Below are 14830 nucleotides of genomic sequence, written 5' to 3' on the forward strand. Positions count from 1 at the left end.
GGTGGTACTCGTGGCCGTCCGGCAGGAAGAAGTCGAAGCGCCCTTGGCTCTGCGCCGACACGCCGGCGAGCACGCCGTTGATCAGATACGCCAGTGCGCCGGCAGCGGCCAGCGGGGTGAACAGTCCGAGCACCAGCAGCAGCCCCGCGGCGATCTGCCCGCCGCCGGCGGCGTAGGTCAGGATGTCGGCGTGCTGGTAGCCGGCGTCGGCGATCGAGGACTTGAATCCGGTCAGGCCTTGGCCGCCCCACCAGCCGAACAGCTGCCGCAGCCCGTGAGCCACGAGCAGCACGCCCAGGCCCACGCGCAGGATCAGCAGGCCCAGATCCTGGGTTCCGCGCCGGTCCACCACCCGGAACGGCTCGTCGGCGTCGGCGCCGACCGAACCGGGCACCCGCCCGGGCGCGCCCTGCGGTTCGGCGTACGGCAGCGGGTTGTAGTCACCGCCGAGGGGGCGGGAACCGGTCGGGTCGTAGGGCGGGATGGCAGCGGTCTCGAAATCACCGGTATAGGTCGGCGATGGCATGTCGTCCTCCGGATCCACCAGACGCGCCGACTTGGGACGTCCTTGTTCTGCCTCGGCGGCCTCACCCGGCCGACGCCAGTGTGAGCCCTCACCTTGACTCTTCACCCTGCAAGGGTAAGGGCAACCCCGGCGGGATTGGGGATTTGAACGGCTTCGTTAGCGAATCGATTCCGGCGCGGTGCAACCCCGACGACGCCGCACCGTCGTCGTCCGGGGCGGGCATCGTGGCGAAACCGGACCCGGTGTCCGTAACCTGACGGGCATGCGGATGCGCGGGGCGATTCACCGGGTGCCTGTCGTGCTGTGCGCGGCCCTACTGGTCCTGACCGGTTGCGCGCACTTCGACGACGCTCAGTCACAGCCCTTCACCACCGTGCCCCGCCGCGGGATGGCTCCCAGCACGACGCCCCCGCCGCCCCCGCCGCTGCCGGCCAACCCGTTCCCCAAACAATGCCCGGCCCCCGGGGTGATGCAGGGCTGCCTGGAGAGCACCAGCGGCCTGATCATGCACGCCGACAGCAAATCGGCGCTGGTCGCCGAGCGGACCACCGGCGCGGTGAAGGAGGTCTCGCTGACCGCCGAACCCAAGGTGAAGACGGTCATCGGCGTCGACCCGTCCGGTGACGGCGGACTGATGGACATCGTGCTGTCGCCGACGTACGCCCAGGACCGGCTGATGTACGCCTACATCAGCACCCCCACCGACAACCGGGTGGTCCGGGTCGCCGACGGCGACGTGCCCAAGGACATCCTGACCGGAATTCCCAAGGGCGCGACCGGCAACACCGGCGCACTGATCTTCACCAGCCCCACCACGTTGGTGGTGCTGACCGGCGACGCAGGCAACCCGGCCGCGGCCGCTGATCCCGGTTCCACGGCGGGCAAGGTGTTGCGTATCGAGCAACCGACGACGATCGGGCAGGCGCCGCCCACCACCGCGCTGAGCGGAATGGGTGCCGGCGGCGGGTTATGCGTCGATCGGGTCGACGGCTCGCTCTACGTCACCGACCGGACTCCGAGCGGCGATCGCCTGCAGCGCATCACCAAGGACTCCCGGGTATCGACGGTATGGACCTGGCCGGACAAGCCCGGCGTCGCCGGCTGCGCCGCGATGGACGGAATCGTGCTGGTCAACCTGATCAACACCAAGCAGACCGTGGCCGTGCGGCTGGCCTCGGGTACCGGTTCGGTGACCAGCGAGCCCGAGGTGATGCGTCAGGACACCCACGGCCACGTCTGGGCCGTCAAGATGTCGCCGGACGGCAACGTCTGGGGGGCGACGGTGAACAAGACCGCCGGCGACGCGGAGAAACTCGACGACGTCGTGTTTCCCCTGTTCCCGTCCGGCGGCGGGTTCCCGCGCGCCAACGACGACAAGGACTGATCCGGCCCGCATTGACCTGTGCGGCCATTAAGTTAACTTTGGGCAAACCTTTGCCAACCGCAGCGCGCGCCGGTCCGTCATCCCGGCCGATGCCCCCGGGCCACCACCCGTAGCTCAGCGAAGTGACGCACTGCGCGCACCGACTAACTGGTCTTTTCCGCGTCTGATTCCACCGACGTGGACCACAGACCGCCCCATTATTTACGCGTGCGTAAAACAACGTCGCCGACTTGCTCTCCTAAGCTACTTTCAAGTAACGTTTCGCCGACTGTGCGACCGGTCACAGCAACTGTAATGAGGAGCCCCATGCAAAACGTTGTTCGCTCACCGTGGATCGTCGCCGGCGCGGCGCTCGTCGGCGCCGGCGCCATTGCGGCCACCCCCGTCGCCGCACCGCTTGCCGCCGTGTCCGCCGGGCAGGCACCCACGGTCGCGCTGACCGCCGACTTCGACCCGTTCGGCGCGTGGCAGGACGTCTTCGACACCGCCAAGACCAACGCCACCGCGCTGTGGGACCACATGTCGGAGACCCCGATGGTGGCGGGACAGCAGTTGATCTACGACCTGATGCACGGCGTGTCGATCGACCCGCAGGCCGTCATCGATGCCGTCGTGCAGCCGAGCATGCAAACCGACCTGACGATCTCACCGCTGCTGCTGAGCAACGACGCGCTGCAGGCCCTGATCACGCTGGTGATGCCGCAGTACATGCCCGAGGACTTCCCGCTCACCACCGATGAGCTCACGCCGATTCTCTCCTTCCTCGCCTCACCGCTCAGCGGGGTGCTGATCGGCGCGCTCGGCCCGTCCATCAGCCCGCTGGTGGCGCTGGGCAACAGCGTCAGTGAGATCAGCACCGCACTGTCCGGCGACAACCCGGACTGGACCGCGGCGCTGCAGGAGATGGCCAACATCCCTGCCAACATGGTCGGCGGGCTGCTCAACGGGGCCACCCTCAACCTGGACGCGCTGCTGCCGAGCCTGACCGAGGCCGGCCTGCTGCCCGCGGACCTGGACGTCACCGCGCTCAGCTACACCTTCGGCGGGCTGCTGTCGCCCGGCCTGACCGGGACCGACGTCGAGGGCTTCATCAAGGAGATCTCCGACGGCAGCTCCCCCGGCATCGGCGGCTCGATCATCAACGGCTTGGGACTCACCACCGGCCTCATGGGCTTCCCGCTCGAGGTTGAGGGCCAAGGCGTCGGGCTGCTGGGCGCGTGGCAAAGCCTGCAGGAGATCATCGCCATGGCGCTCGGCTGGGACGGCGTGGGCGATCCGCTCGACGACGTTGCTGCCGGCGGCAGCGCCGCGGGCGCCGACCTGCTCGCCGACCTGGCGAGTTCGTTCGGCCTGTAGACCGGTCGATCATCACGAAAGTGGCCCCCTTCACGAAGGGGGCCACTTTCGTCGTCGTCGCCACCGCCGCAGCGGTTCTCACAGAAGCTTTACCGACTCCGCCCGACGGCCTTAAATATCCGGCTTACTTTGGAACCCGGGTCAAGGTCACCACCGCGGCACACCGAGACCGTCTAGCGAAAAGGAAGACGACACGATGTTGATCGACGTTCGGTGGCTGCAGTTCATCTTCGACCACAGGGGCCGGACCCGAAGCGGCGCCGCCGCCGGCTGAGGCAGCCGGAGCTACCCGCAGGCTTCCAGCACCAGTTCACGCACCCGGGCGGCATCCGCCTGGCCCTTGGTGGCTTTCATCACCGCACCGACGATCGCACCGGCGGCCTGCACCTTGCCACCCCGAATCTTCTCGGCCACATCGGGGTTGGCGGCCAGCGCCTCGTCGATCGCCGCCTGGATCACCGAGTCGTCGCGCACCACCGCCAGGCCACGATCGGTCATCACCTGGGTCGGCTCCCCCTCTCCGGCGAGCACGCCTTCGACAACCTGGCGGGCCAGCTTGTTGGACAGCTTGCCCGAATCCACCAGCGACACCACCTCGGCGACCTGCTTCGGGGTGATGCCCAAGGCGTCGAGTTCAACCCCGGCCTCATTCGCCTTCTGCACCAGGAAGTTTCCCCACCAGGCCCGGGCTGCTTCGCTGGACGCCCCGGCCGCCACGGTGGCCGCCACCAACTCGACCGCACCGGCATTGACCAGGTCGCGCATCACCTCGTCGGAGACGCCCCACTCGTCTTGAATCTTCTTGCGGGCCAACCACGGCAGCTCGCCAATGGTCTCCCGCAACTGCGCGACCAGCTCCGCGCTCGGCGCCACCGGCTCCAGGTCCGGTTCTGGGAAGTAACGGTAGTCCTCGGCGGTCTCCTTGGCCCGGCCCGGGCTGGTGTAGCCGGCCTCGTGGAAGTGCCTGGTCTCCTGGATGACCGTTCCGCCTCCGGTCAGCACCGCGGCCTGGCGCCGCATCTCGTAGCTGACCGCCACCTCGACGCTTTTGAGCGAGTTGACGTTCTTCGTCTCGGTACGGGTGCCGAATTCCGTTGTACCAGTAGGCATCAGCGATACATTGGCGTCACAGCGCATGGACCCCTGATCCATGCGCACATCGGAGACATTCAGGGAGCGCAGCAGATCCCGCAACGCGGTCACATATGCCCGGGCGATCTGTGGGGCACGCTCACCGGCCCCGGTGATCGGCTTGGTGACGATCTCGATCAGCGGCACCCCGGCCCGGTTGTAGTCCACCAGGGATTCACTGGCGCCCTCGATGCGGCCGGTGTCGCTGCCCACGTGGGTGAGCTTGCCGGTGTCCTCCTCCATGTGGGCGCGTTCGATGTCCACCCGCCAGACCGACCCGTCCTCCAGCGGCACGTCCAGGTGGCCGTTGAAGGCGATCGGCTCGTCGTACTGGGAGATCTGATAGTTCTTCGGCTGGTCGGGATAGAAGTAGTTCTTACGGGCGAACCGGCACCAGGACGCGATCTCGCAGTTCAGCGCCAGCCCGATCCGGATCGCCGATTCGACGGCCGCGGCGTTGAGCACCGGCAGCGAACCGGGCAGGCCGAGGCAGACCGGGCACACCTGGGTGTTGGGTTCGGCGCCGAACGCGGTCGAGCAGCCGCAGAACATCTTGGTGGCCGTGGACAGCTCGACATGCACTTCCAGGCCCAGCACCGGGTCGAAGCGGGCGACGACGTCGTCGTAGTCGAGCAGTTCGGCGACAGCAGCGGTCATGGAAGGAAAGTCTAGGTGACCCGATCACACCGGCCAGTCCTCCATCCGGTAGGCGGCGTCGAAGAACATCCACTCATAGCGTGCGGCGGTGTGGACATGCCGGCGCATCAGGTCCCACTCGGCCGATGACGCCTGCGCGCCAATCCGGTCGGTGACCGCCAGCACCGCATCAACCACCGCCTGGTAGTCGGGGCCCGCGTAGGTGTCGATCCAGCGCTGGAACAGCGGCTCCGGCGAGCCGTGGCGCTGCAGATGTTCGCCGACCCGGGCGTAAAGCCAATAGCAGGGCAGCACCGCGGCGACGGCTTCGGCGTAGGAGCCGGATCCGGTGACGGCCAACAGGTAGCTGGCATAGGCCTGCGTGGCCGGGGCGACCGGCACGGCCGCGGCCACCCCGGCGTCCAGGCCCAGGTCGGAGAGCAGCCCGGCGTGCAGTTCGGCCTCGGCGGCGATCGCTACCCCGGCGTGCTCGACGAACATCGTCAACTCCGCCTCGACCGGCGCCTTGGCCGCACAACCGGCCAGCGCCCGCGCGTAGGCGCGCAAGTAGTGCGCGTCTTGGGCGATGTAGTAGCGAAATCGGTCGTGGCCCAACGACCCGTCGGTCAGCCCGGTGATGAAGGGGTGATCGCAGATCCGCTGGTAGATCTCGGCGATATCGGCCCACAACAGCGCGCGCGTCCGCTCAGCCATACCTCACGCTAAGTGATGCCGCCCTAGACTGACGCCCATGCCCGACCGCAACGTACTGGGCGGCCCTTTGCAGCCGTGCGGCACCGACCCCGTCACCGGCTTCTACCGCGACGGCTGCTGTTCGTCCGGGCCGGAGGACGTCGGCCTGCACACCATTTGCGCCGTGGTCACGGCCGAGTTCCTCGAGCACCAGCGCTCGATCGGCAATGACCTGTCCACGCCGATGCCGGCCTATCGGTTCCCGGGCTTGGTGCCCGGTGATCGCTGGTGTGTCACCGCGCTGAATTGGCTGCGGGCGCACCGCGATGGGCGGGCGGCTCCGGTGGTACTGGCCGCCACCCATGAACGCACCCTCGACGTGGTTGCGCTGGATGTATTGCGCGCGTACGCCGTTGACGTACCGGACGACCCGGGCGATTTATAGGCGGAGCGCTACTTGCCCAAAATGGCACCGGCGCCGAGGCCGATGCCACCGTTCTGCTGCTGCTGGCGGTGATGGACGTACCAGATGAATTCCTCGACCAGCTCGCCGTATTGAGGGCAATCGGCCATCACGGACCCGGCTAGCAATTGACCGGTTTGATCCTGGGGCAACCCGCTGGTCTCCAGAATGTGGTTGACCGCGTGTTTGACTCCGGCCAGATTCGGCTGGTCGGTCATGAACGCGCAGACTTCCCCGCCGTGATCGTCGACATATCCGCTGATGGCGTCACCGCTGGCGTGGGCCGGCCCGGCGAGGACAAGCCCGCCCGGCAAGGCGCACAGCGCTGCGGCCAGCCGCGATAGCTTTCCCATGGCGCGCCCCCCCCCAACCGTTGTCCGCCCGGCAAGCGAACCCCAGCCCGCCGAACGGTCTTTGACCATTGTGTGACTATTGCCTGAACTTGGCATGCACAAACGGGGAGGACTATCCGAAGAACGCCGCCGCATCGTCATAGCGGCTCTGCGGGACCACCTTGAGTTGGCGCACCGCGTCGGCCAGCGCCACCCTGCCGATCTCCTGGCCGCGCAGCGCCACCATCATCCCGTACTCCCCGGCGTGGGCGGCGTCGGCGGCGTTGACCCCGAACCGGGTGGCCAGCACCCGGTCGTAGGCGGTGGGCGTGCCGCCCCGCTGCACGTGGCCCAGCACGGTGGTGCGCACTTCTTTCTTGACACGTTGCTCGATCTCGACGGCCAACTGGGCGGCGACCCCGGTGAACCGTTCGTGGCCGAACTCGTCGATCCCGCCGGCCCGCAGCTCCATCGACCCGGCAGCGGGTTTGGCGCCTTCGGCCACGACACAGATGAAGTGCGACGAGCCGTGCTGAAAGCGCTGCTTGACCAGCCGGCACACCTCTTCGACGTCGAAGGGTTGCTCGGGGATCAGCGTCATGTGCGCACCGGAGGCCAGCCCGGCGTTCAGTGCGATCCACCCGGCGTGGCGGCCCATCACCTCGACCAGCATCACCCGCTGGTGGGATTCGGCGGTGGAGTGCAGCCGGTCGATGGCCTCGGTGGCGATCTGCAGGGCGGTGTCGTGGCCGAAAGTGACGTCGGTGCAATCGATGTCGTTGTCGATGGTCTTGGGCACCCCGACCACCGGCACGTTCTCCTGCGACAGCCAGTGCGCCGCGGTCAGCGTGCCCTCCCCGCCGATCGGGATGAGCACGTCGATGCCGTTGTCATCGAGGGTCGCTTTGACCTGGTCCAGCCCGGCGCGCAGCTTGTCGGGGTTGACCCGGGCGGTGCCGAGCATGGTGCCGCCCTTGGCCAGCAGCCGGTCGTTGCGGTCGTCGTTGGCCAGCTGGATACGCCGGTTCTCCAGCAGGCCGCGCCAGCCGTCCTGAAATCCCACCACCGTCGAGCCGTAGCGCGAATCGCAGGTGCGCACCACGGCCCTGATCACCGCGTTCAGCCCGGGACAGTCACCGCCACCGGTGAGGACTCCGATCCGCATGAGATCCATCTTGCCGACGCAACGGGCCCGATTGTGCGGATTCATCCGTGCTCCTCGGCGCGTCGCGTATAAAACCGCACGCTGAGCGGGCTGGGGTGCGGCTAAATCGCCGTCGGCAACGCCCCGCGGGCAGCCTCGTAGGCCGCGCCCACCCGGTAGAGCCGGTCGTCGGCCAGCGCCGGCGCCATGATCTGCAGGCCCACCGGCAGCCCGTCGTCGCCGGAGAGCCCCGAGGGCACCGACATGCCGCAGTGCCCGGCCAGGTTCAACGGCAGCGTGCACAGGTCGAACAGGTACATCGCCAGCGGGTCGTCGACCTTCTCCCCCAGCCGGAACGCGGTCGTGGGCGTGGTGGGCGAGATCAGCACGTCCACACTCCGGTAGGCCTCATCCAGGTCGCGGGCGATCAGCGTGCGCACCTTCTGGGCCTGGTTGTAGTAGGCGTCGTAGTAGCCGGCCGACAGCGCGTAGGTGCCGAGCATGATGCGGCGCTTGACCTCCGGGCCGAAGCCGGCCGCCCGGGTCATCGCCATCACCTCCTCGGCGCTGTGGGTGCCGTCGTCGCCGACGCGCAGCCCGAAGCGCATCGCGTCGAAGCGGGCCAGGTTGGATGACACCTCCGAGGGCAGGATCAGGTAGTAGGCGCTCAGCGAGTAGTCGAAGTGCGGGCAGTCCACCTCGGAGATCTGTGCGCCCAGGGCTTGGAGCTGCTCCACGGCGGTATTGAACGACGCCAGCACGCCCGGCTGGTAGCCCTCGCCGCTGTGCAGCTGGCGCACCACACCGATCCGCACGCCCGAAAGATCGCCGGTGGCACCGGCTTTCGCGGCGGCGACGACGTCGGGCACCGGTGCGTCCAGCGAGGTGGAGTCGCGGGGGTCATGTCCGGCGATCACCTGATGCAGCAGCGCGGTATCGAGCACCGTGCGGGCGCACGGCCCGCCCTGGTCCAGTGACGACGCGCAGGCCACCAGCCCGTAGCGGGACACGGTGCCGTAGGTGGGTTTGACACCGACGGTGGCGGTCAGCGCGGCCGGCTGCCGGATCGAGCCGCCGGTGTCGGTGCCGATGGCCAGCGGGGCCTGGAACGCCGCCAGCGCCGCGGCGCTGCCGCCGCCCGATCCGCCGGGCACCCGCTCGACATCCCACGGGTTGCGGGTGACCTGGTAGGCGGAGTTCTCGGTGGAGGAGCCCATCGCGAACTCATCCATGTTGGTCTTGCCCAGAATCGGGATGCCGGCCGCGCGCAGCCGCAGGGTGACCGTCGCGTCGTAGGGGGCGCGCCAGCCTTCCAGGATCTTCGATCCGCAGGTGGTGGGCGCATCGACGGTGGTGAACACGTCTTTGAGGGCCAGCGGGACCCCGGCCAGGGCCGACGGCGACTCCCCGGCCGCGATCGCCTTGTCGGCGGCCTCCGCGGCGGCCAGCGCCTCGTCGGCGGCCACGTGCAGAAAAGCCCCGTATTTCGAGTCGGTGGCCGCGATCTGGTCCAGGTGGGCTCGGGTCACCTCGACCGAGGACACCTCGCGGGCGGCGATGCGCGCCGCCAGGATGGCCGCGTCGGATCGGATCAGCTCGCTCACTGGCCCTCCCCGAGGATCTGCGGGACCGCGAAGCGGCCGTCTTCGGCGCGGGGCGCAGCGGCCAGCGCTTCGGCCTGGCTCAGACAGGGCACGATCTCGTCGGGCCGGGTGACGTTGACGTCCTTGAGCGGGTTGTCGGTCGCCTCGACGCCGGCGACGTCGACGGCCTGAATCGTGCTGACATGGGTAAGGATCGCGTCGAGCTGGCCGGCGAAGCCGTCGAGCTCGGCGTCGGTCAGCGCCAGCCGGGCCAGTCGGGCCAGGTGGGCTACGTCGTCACGGGAGATCTGGGACACGGCCGCCAAGCCTAGTCGGGCTGTGGAACAGTGTTCGCCGTGCCTTCCTATCTGCTGCGCGTCGAACTCGACGACCGCCCGGGCAGCCTCGGCTCACTAGCGGTCGCCCTGGGCTCGGTGGGTGCCGACATCTTGTCGCTGGACGTCGTCGAGCGCGGCAACGGCTCGGCGATCGACGATCTGGTGGTCGAACTGCCGCCCGGATCGATGCCCGACGTGCTGATCACCGCCGCCGAACGGCTCACCGGGATCCGGGTGCACAGCGTGCGCCCACACACCGGGCTGCTGGAGGCGCACCGCGAACTCGAGCTCATCGACCACGTCGCGGCGGCCGGTGACCGCTCGGCCAAGCTGCAGAAGCTGGTCGACGAGGCGCCCCGGGTGCTGCGGGTCAGCTGGTGTGTGGTGGTACGCGGCCAGGGAGCTGGCGGGCAGTTCCGCCGGCTGGCCGGCAGCCCCGGCACCCCCGAGACCGAAGTCGGGGCGGTGCCGTGGCTACCACTCGAACGGGCCACCGCACTGGACAACACCGAAGACTGGGTGCCCGCGGTATGGCGGGAGATGGACACTGCGCTGCTGGCCGCCCCGCTGGGTGACCCAGGAACCGCGATCGTGCTGGGACGCACCGGCGGTCCGGCGTTCCTGCCGGCCGAGGTCGCGCGGCTGGGCTATCTGGCCGGGATCGTCGCGACCCTGCTGCGCTAATCCGTCGACTCGTCGGCGGGTCCCTCGGCCAGCAATCGGATGAAACCCTCCTCGTCCAGGATCGGCACGCCGAGTTCGACGGCCTTGTCGTACTTTGATCCCGGTGCGTCACCGGCGACGACATAGGCCGTCTTCTTCGACACCGACCCGGCCGCCCGGCCGCCGCGCGCGATGATGGCCTCCTTGGCCTCATCGCGGGAGAAGCCGGTCAGCGACCCCGTCACGACGATGCTCAAGCCCTCCAGCGTGCGTTCGATGCTTGCGTCGCGCTCGTCGGCCATCCGCACCCCGGCCGCCCGCCACTTGTCGACGATCGCGCGATGCCAGTCGACGTCGAACCATTCGGTGACGGCGGTGGCGATGGTCGGCCCGACGCCCTCGACGGCCGCCAGTTGCTCGGTGGACGCCGCGGTGATCGCGTCCAGGCTGCCGAATTCGGTGGCCAGCGCCCGGGCCGCGGTCGGGCCGACATGGCGGATCGACAACGCCACCAACACCCGCCACAGCGGCTGCGATTTCGCCTTGTCGAGATTGGCCAGCAGTTGCCGCCCATTCTTGGACAGCGCACCGCCTTTGGTGGTGAACAACTCGGTGCGCAGCAGGTCGTCTTCGGTGAGGTCGAACAGGTCGCCCTCGTCGGTGATGACGCCGGCGCTCAGCAGCGCGATCGCCGCCTCGTACCCGAGCGCCTCGATGTCGAAGGCGCCCCGCCCGGCGACGTGGAACACCCGCTCGCGCAGCTGCGCCGGGCAGGTTCGCGCGTTCGGGCAGCGGATGTCGACGTCGGCCTCCTTGGCCGGCGCCAGCAGGGTGCCGCATTCCGGGCAGTGGGTGGGCATGACGAATTCGCGTTCGGTGCCGTCGCGCAGGTCCACGACCGGCCCGAGCACCTCGGGGATCACGTCGCCGGCCTTGCGGATGATCACGGTGTCGCCGATCAGCACCCCTTTGCGTTTGACCTCCGAGGCGTTGTGCAGGGTGGCCAGGCCGACGGTGGAGCCGGCCACCTTGACCGGGGTCATGTAGGCGAACGGGGTGACGCGCCCGGTGCGGCCGACGCTGACTTTGATGTCGACCAGCGTGGTCTGCGCCTCCTCCGGCGGATACTTGTAGGCCACCGCCCAGCGCGGCACCCGAGAGGTGGCGCCGAGCCGGCGCTGCAACGCCCGGTCGTCGACTTTGACCACCACGCCGTCGATTTCGTGTTCCACGTCGTGGCGGTGCTCACCCCAGTAGGCGATGCGTTCGGCCACCGCGGCCATGCCCTCGACGCGGGCGGTGTGCGCCGAGACCGGCAGACCCCAGGCCTTCATCGCGGTGTAGGCCTCATGCAGGGTCTCGGGGTTGAAGCCCTCGGTGTAGCCCAGCCCGTGGCAGACCATCCGCAGGTTGCGTCGGGCGGTGATGGCCGGGTTCTTCTGCCGCAGTGAGCCGGCCGCGCTGTTGCGGGGATTGGCGAACGGCGCCTTGCCCTCAGCGACCAGGCCGGCGTTGAGGGCTTCGAAGTCCTCCAGGCGGAAGTACACCTCCCCGCGCACCTCCAGTACCGTCGGGACCGGGAATTGGCTGTCGGCGGTGAGGAATTCGGGGATATCGGCGATGGTGCGCGCGTTGAGGGTCACGTCCTCACCGACCCGACCGTCGCCGCGGGTGGCGCCACTGCTCAACCGGCCGTCGCGATACACCAGCCCGAGCGCGACCCCGTCGACCTTGAGCTCGCACAGATAGGTGGTGTCGCCGCCGATCTCACCGGCGACCCGGCCCGCCCAGGCCGTCAGCTCCTCGGGTGAGAACACGTCTTCCAGCGACAGCATGCGCTCCAGGTGCTCGGCCGGCGCGAACTCGGTGGTGAAACCGGCACCGCCCACCAGTTGGGTGGGTGAGTCGGCGGCCCGCAGCTCCGGGTGGGCGTCCTCGAGGGCCAGCAGCCGGTTGAACAGCTCGTCGAACTCGCTGTCGGGAATGATCGGCGCGTCTTTGACGTAGTAGCGGAACTGGTGCTCGCGCACCTCTTCGGCCAGGTCGTGCCACTGCCGCCGGATCTCGGGGGGGACGCTGTCCGCTTCTGGGCTCACCCCCGCAGGTTATCCGGTAGGGCCGTCGCCGGAATTTCGGCGCAGGGTGATTCTTGACCGCGCGAGCCGGCAGCCAGCGCCGGAACACCCAAATCGACCCGAGCCGTTCACTGCGCGTACACCAAGGCTGATTAATCTCCGCTATGCGTAAGCCTTCGTGATGCATGAGAGCTTGCTCAAGACCGCTGGCATCGACCTTTCCCAGGAGCACGAGCAAGCATGGCCTCTTCAAGCCCCTCACTGGCGTTGCTATCGGCGGCCAGTTTCGGGGTCACCGACTTCGTGGGCGGGGTGGCCGCCCGCCAGGTCGCCGCCCTGCGCGTGATCCTGATCTCCACACCGGTGTCGATGGTGCTGATCGGCGGCCTGGCCGCCGTCTGCGGCGGATCGGTAACCGCCAACGCGGTGGTCTACGGTGCGCTGGGCGGAATCAGTCAAGCGATCGGTATCTGGTGGTTCTTCTCGGCGCTCGGCGCCGGGCCGATTTCGGTGGTGTCCCCGCTGGCGGCGCTGGTCGATGCCGCCGTCCCGATCGGATTCGGGTTCCTCTTGGGTGAGCGGCCGAGTCCGGTCGCCACGGCGGGCATCTTGCTGGCGCTGACGGCCGTGGTCCTGATCAGCCGGGAAGCCAGCGGTGCCGGCGCTGGTCCACATCGCTTCACCCCGAAGGTGGCCTGGCTGACGATCGGTTCGGGCTTCGCGCTCGGGCTCAATTTCGTCTGCATCGACCACACCGAGCTGCAGTCGCGGCTGTGGCCACTGCTGTTCGCCCGGGCTGCGGCCACCGTGCTGGTGGTCGTTTTGGCAACGGCCACTCGCAATGCGACGCCGCCGTCCGGGTTCCCGCTGCGGCTGGCATTGGTTGCCGGCGTGCTGGATACCGGGGCCAACGTGACGATGGTGCTGACGCTGCACACCTCGCTGCTGTCGTTGGGCAGCGTGCTGATCTCGCTGTATCCGGCGGCGACGGTGGTGCTGGCGATCGTGGTGCTGCGCGAGCGGGTACATCGCTGGCAAGTGGTCGGCATGGTGCTCGCGGCGGCCGCGGTGGCGATGATCACCGCCGGCTGAGGCTTTAGCCTGGGTCGATGCCGCACCCGATCATGTTCCACGACGACGACCCGGGCCTGGCGGAGTTGCGCCGCATCGCGTTGGGGTTTCCCGAGGCGTCCGAGAAGATCTCGCACGGCCGCCCGGTGTTCTGCGCGCCGAAGATGTTCGCCGTCTTCGGTGGCAGCGCCAAGATCGACGGGTCGGTGGTGCGCTACCCCCACGCGCTGCTGGTCAAGGTCGACGAATCGGAGCGGCGAGCACTTGAGCAAGACAGTCGGTTCTTTCGTCCGATGTATCTGGCGCCATCGGGGTGGCTGGGACTGGATTTCACTGCGGCCCCGGTGGATTGGGACGAGGTCGGTGAGCTGGTCGACGCCTCGTTTCGGCTGACCGCGGCACCGCGGCTGATCCGGCTGCTCGACGGGCTATGACCCGTCTTCGACGTGGGCGCGCAGCCGGTCGATGGTGGCGTCCCAGCGTCGTGACAGGACGGACAGGTAGTCGCCGGCGTCGGCCAGCGGCCGGGCCTGGACCTCCCAGATGCGTTCCCGGCCGCGGCGGGTGCTGCTGACCAGGCCGACCGCCTCCAGCAGTTGCAGGTGCTTGGCGGCCCCCTGCCGTGTCACCGGGATCACCTGGGCGACCTGGGATGTCGAACGGGGACCGCCCTCACACAGCCGGTTGATGATAAGAAGGCGATTGGGGTCGCCGAGCGCCTCGAAGACCGGAGCCGTCACGCCGGCCGGCCCAGCGCCAGATACTTGCGCACCAACTCGGCCTGGTGCGCCCAGCCACCCGAGTTCGCCTCGAAGGCGCTCGACCGCCGCGCGGCGGGCAGCGCGTCGAACCCGCTCTCGACGATGGTGAGCAGCACCCCCTCGGGCGTCTCCGCGAGGGTGAATTCCACCAGTGTCATCGGTTCGTCCCGCACATCGGCGTCCACCGCGAAGGGGTGCCAGCGGTAGGCGAACCGCCGCGGGGGTTCCACGGCGACGATGTGCCAGGTCGCCCGGTTCCCGGCGTGCGGTTCCTGCAGCCGGGCGACGTCGGCGTCGACGGTGGTCGGGGTGATCGTCCCGGTCACCGCGGTTCCGGCGACGAACGGGCCGTCGAACCGGACCCCGAACCACTGCCCGAATTCCGCCGCGTCGCTGATCGCCCGCCAGACCCGGTCCAGCGATGCCCGCAACACGACCTGCTTCTCGATACGATCGGCACTCATATGCAACCTCCTGGTTGCCTATCAGTAGAACAGGCTCGGCCCCTATGCGCAACCAAACGGTTGCGCTTCTAGATCGGGTAGATCCCGCCGGCCGGAGACTCCCGTAGGGGAAGCAGGTGCCGTTCCGGTCAACGCGACGACAAAGACGACATCCGCGTAGCATCATCGGTGCTGATTGATGTCGTAGTCCAAGGTATTCCCCGCTCGGAC

General features: G+C 68.7%; 16 protein-coding genes. 6 read left to right on the top strand and 10 right to left on the bottom strand.

The annotated features are described in order from the left end of the window. Positions 1-631: DoxX family membrane protein (locus tag A5694_RS19020; RefSeq protein ID WP_207516056.1), on the bottom strand; the 631-nt coding region annotated here is incomplete at its 3' end. A 157-nt stretch (positions 632-788) separates the two neighbouring features. Here A5694_RS19020 and A5694_RS19025 point away from each other — a divergent pair. Together A5694_RS19025 and gjpA are read left to right on the top strand one after the other, a co-directional pair. After that, positions 789-1910: a PQQ-dependent sugar dehydrogenase gene (locus A5694_RS19025; RefSeq protein ID WP_064923865.1), complete on the top strand. Its 1122-nt coding sequence runs from the start codon at positions 789-791 to the stop codon at positions 1908-1910. Between the two features lie 306 nt (positions 1911-2216). Beyond that, positions 2217-3266: an outer membrane porin GjpA gene (gjpA, locus tag A5694_RS19030; RefSeq protein ID WP_064923866.1), complete on the top strand. Its 1050-nt coding sequence runs from the start codon at positions 2217-2219 to the stop codon at positions 3264-3266. A 285-nt stretch (positions 3267-3551) separates the two neighbouring features. Here the strand turns inward: gjpA and gatB are convergent, their stop codons facing one another. Both gatB and tenA read right to left on the bottom strand, forming a co-directional pair. After that, positions 3552-5054, bottom strand: a complete 1503-nt coding sequence (gene gatB, locus A5694_RS19035) for an Asp-tRNA(Asn)/Glu-tRNA(Gln) amidotransferase subunit GatB (RefSeq protein WP_064923867.1) — start codon at positions 5052-5054, stop codon at positions 3552-3554. A gap of 24 nt (positions 5055-5078) precedes the next feature. Then, entirely contained in the window at positions 5079-5747 is a 669-nt protein-coding gene (gene tenA, locus A5694_RS19040; RefSeq protein ID WP_064923868.1) for a thiaminase II, read from the bottom strand. A gap of 37 nt (positions 5748-5784) precedes the next feature. Between tenA and A5694_RS19045 the strand changes: the two genes are divergently transcribed. Beyond that, entirely contained in the window at positions 5785-6171 is a 387-nt protein-coding gene (locus A5694_RS19045; RefSeq protein WP_064923869.1) for a DUF2237 family protein, read from the top strand. Between the two features lie 8 nt (positions 6172-6179). Here A5694_RS19045 and A5694_RS19050 read toward each other — a convergent pair whose 3' ends face one another. The 4 genes from A5694_RS19050 to gatC all read right to left on the bottom strand — a co-directional run bounded on the left by A5694_RS19050 (position 6180) and on the right by gatC (position 9565). Continuing rightward, positions 6180-6611, bottom strand: a complete 432-nt coding sequence (locus A5694_RS19050) for a hypothetical protein (RefSeq protein ID WP_234787944.1) — start codon at positions 6609-6611, stop codon at positions 6180-6182. A 43-nt stretch (positions 6612-6654) separates the two neighbouring features. Further along, positions 6655-7686: an ATP-dependent 6-phosphofructokinase gene (locus tag A5694_RS19055; protein WP_064923921.1), complete on the bottom strand. Its 1032-nt coding sequence runs from the start codon at positions 7684-7686 to the stop codon at positions 6655-6657. 101 nt (positions 7687-7787) lie between these two features. Then, positions 7788-9269 (bottom strand): Asp-tRNA(Asn)/Glu-tRNA(Gln) amidotransferase subunit GatA, encoded by a 1482-nt coding sequence (gene gatA, locus A5694_RS19060; RefSeq protein WP_064923871.1) that lies wholly within the window; start codon positions 9267-9269, stop codon positions 7788-7790. After that, positions 9266-9565: an Asp-tRNA(Asn)/Glu-tRNA(Gln) amidotransferase subunit GatC gene (gene gatC, locus A5694_RS19065; RefSeq protein ID WP_064923922.1), complete on the bottom strand. Its 300-nt coding sequence runs from the start codon at positions 9563-9565 to the stop codon at positions 9266-9268. The genes gatA and gatC overlap by 4 nt, the downstream gene beginning before the upstream one ends. A 39-nt stretch (positions 9566-9604) precedes the next feature. Between gatC and A5694_RS19070 the strand changes: the two genes are divergently transcribed. Then, positions 9605-10270 (top strand): amino acid-binding protein, encoded by a 666-nt coding sequence (locus tag A5694_RS19070; protein ID WP_109535759.1) that lies wholly within the window; start codon positions 9605-9607, stop codon positions 10268-10270. Here A5694_RS19070 and ligA read toward each other — a convergent pair. Next, positions 10267-12345, bottom strand: coding sequence for an NAD-dependent DNA ligase LigA (gene ligA, locus A5694_RS19075; RefSeq protein WP_064923873.1), 2079 nt, complete (start codon positions 12343-12345; stop codon positions 10267-10269). The two genes, A5694_RS19070 and ligA, sit on opposite strands and share 4 nt — an antisense overlap. 219 nt (positions 12346-12564) lie before the next feature. On the opposite strand from ligA, the gene A5694_RS19080 reads away from it, so the two are divergent. Together A5694_RS19080 and A5694_RS19085 are read left to right on the top strand one after the other, a co-directional pair. After that, positions 12565-13416, top strand: a complete 852-nt coding sequence (locus A5694_RS19080; protein WP_082952759.1) for an EamA family transporter — start codon at positions 12565-12567, stop codon at positions 13414-13416. Between the two features lie 17 nt (positions 13417-13433). Next, positions 13434-13829: an MmcQ/YjbR family DNA-binding protein gene (locus A5694_RS19085; protein ID WP_064923874.1), complete on the top strand. Its 396-nt coding sequence runs from the start codon at positions 13434-13436 to the stop codon at positions 13827-13829. Here the strand turns inward: A5694_RS19085 and A5694_RS19090 are convergent. Both A5694_RS19090 and A5694_RS19095 read right to left on the bottom strand, forming a co-directional pair. Beyond that, a complete protein-coding gene (locus tag A5694_RS19090; protein WP_109535757.1) occupies positions 13824-14135 on the bottom strand; it encodes an ArsR/SmtB family transcription factor in 312 nt (103 codons plus the stop codon). The genes A5694_RS19085 and A5694_RS19090 overlap by 6 nt on opposite strands. Next, complete coding sequence (locus A5694_RS19095; RefSeq protein ID WP_064923875.1) at positions 14132-14620, bottom strand: SRPBCC family protein; 489 nt, start codon at positions 14618-14620, stop codon at positions 14132-14134. Before A5694_RS19095 ends, A5694_RS19090 begins: the two co-directional genes overlap by 4 nt. Positions 14621-14830: the final 210 nt, after the last annotated feature.

The sequence above is a fragment of the Mycolicibacter sinensis genome (assembly GCF_001667945.1).
In the GTDB taxonomy this organism is placed as follows: domain Bacteria; phylum Actinomycetota; class Actinomycetes; order Mycobacteriales; family Mycobacteriaceae; genus Mycobacterium; species Mycobacterium sinense_B.